The sequence below is a fragment of the Pseudomonas sp. P5_B2 genome (assembly GCF_056400445.1).
Genome location: NZ_JBFULH010000839.1, coordinates 1 through 1,521, shown reverse-complemented (window position 1 = coordinate 1,521; position 1,521 = coordinate 1). Strand labels below are relative to the sequence as shown.

At 59.1% G+C, this 1,521-nt stretch carries 1 protein-coding gene; it reads left to right on the top strand.

What is annotated here, in order from left to right; genetic code table 11:
- The first annotated feature begins 122 nt into the window (after positions 1-122).
- Positions 123-1,415 (top strand): serine hydrolase domain-containing protein, encoded by a 1,293-nt coding sequence (locus AC1DRJ_RS27300; RefSeq protein ID WP_477804887.1) that lies wholly within the window; start codon positions 123-125, stop codon positions 1,413-1,415.
- The last annotated feature ends 106 nt before the right edge of the window (positions 1,416-1,521 follow it).

The window sequence follows — 1,521 nt, the reverse complement described above, 5'->3', positions numbered from 1 at the left end:
GTATGACCTCTTCGCTCGAAAAGCCCAGCCTTCGGCCTCCCCACCCACCTGTTAGACTACCGGCCCCCTCGAACGGAATCGACACCATGCCTCACCCTCGCACTGCTCATCGCCGCAATGTCATGTCCATCGTTGCGGTATTGGCGTGCGCCCTGTCATCACTCGCCACCGCAACAACATTCCCGGACGCCGAAGCCAGCGACCCCACCAAACTAGGCTGGATGGTCGGTTCGCCACCTCCCGCCGATCGCACCGTGCGCTTCGAAGACGGCAGCTACTTCCAATTCCCGGCGATGCGCTGGAGTGTCTCGAACTTCCGTCAGCTCATGCCCACGATCAACGTTTCACGAGGCCTTGGCGCCCCGGTTCCATTGGTGTCCGCGCTGCGCAACGATATCGACGCCATCAACTTCACGCCGCTCGGCGCAACGCAGTCGATGACCTGGGATCAGTCCCTCGCGGCCACTTACACCGACGGGATTGTGGTGATGCACAGGGGCAAGGTTGTTTATGAGCGCTACTTCGGCGTACTGAAACCCGAAGGTCAGCACGCGGCGATGTCGGTGACCAAATCCGTGGTCGGTACACTCGGCGCGATGTTGGTGGCAGAAGGGCGGATCGATGCGAACAAGCCTGTCGTCGATTACGTTCCCGAACTGGCGGCTTCTGCGTTCGGCAGTGCCACGGTGCGTCAGGTCCTCGATATGACGACGGCGCTTAAATACAGCGAAGACTATGCCGACCCGAACGCCGAGGTTTGGGCGCACGCAAAGGCAGGTAGCCCATTGCCCAAGCCAAAGGACTACACCGGGCCGCGAAGTTACTACGCGTTTTTGCAGACCGTTCAACTGCAAGGCGAACACGGAAGCGCGTTTGGCTACAAGACCGTCAACACCGATGTCCTCGGCTGGATCATCGCTCGAGCGACTGGCCGTAACGTTGCGCAGTTATTGTCGGAGCGCATCTGGAGTCGCCTGGGCGCCGAGCAAGATGCCTATTTTACCGTGGACTCCATCGGCACGCCGTTTGCCGGCGGAGGCTTGAACACTGGCCTGCGTGACCTCGCCCGATTTGGCGAGATGCTGCGCAATGATGGCCGGCTCAACGGTCAGCAGATCGTGCCCAAAACTGTTGTTGATGACATCCGCCGTGGCAGCGACAAACAGGTTTTTGCCAAGGCCGGTTATGACTTGTTGAAGGGTTGGAGTTACCGCTCGATGTGGTGGGTCACGAACAAGGAGGGCGGGGCATTCATGGCGCGTGGTGTTCATGGTCAGCGCATCTACGTCGATCCGAAAGCCGAGATGGTGATTGTGCGCTACGCCTCGCACCCGGTTGCGAGTAATTCGGCGAATGATCCGGTGACGTTGCCGGCGTTTGATGCGTTGGCCGCATTTCTATCCAAGTTGCCTTGAACCACTGTTAATGAAAAAGGAATTCCCATGATCACCACCACAACCCACGCCATCGAAGGCCGCCAAATTACCGCTTACCTGGACATAGTCAGTGCCGAGTCAGTGC

Excerpts from the sequence above, each read along its gene's own strand:
- AC1DRJ_RS27300 (WP_477804887.1), top strand. The coding sequence starts at position 123 with ATGTCCATCGTTGCGGTATTGGCGTGCGCCCTGTCATCACTCGCCACC.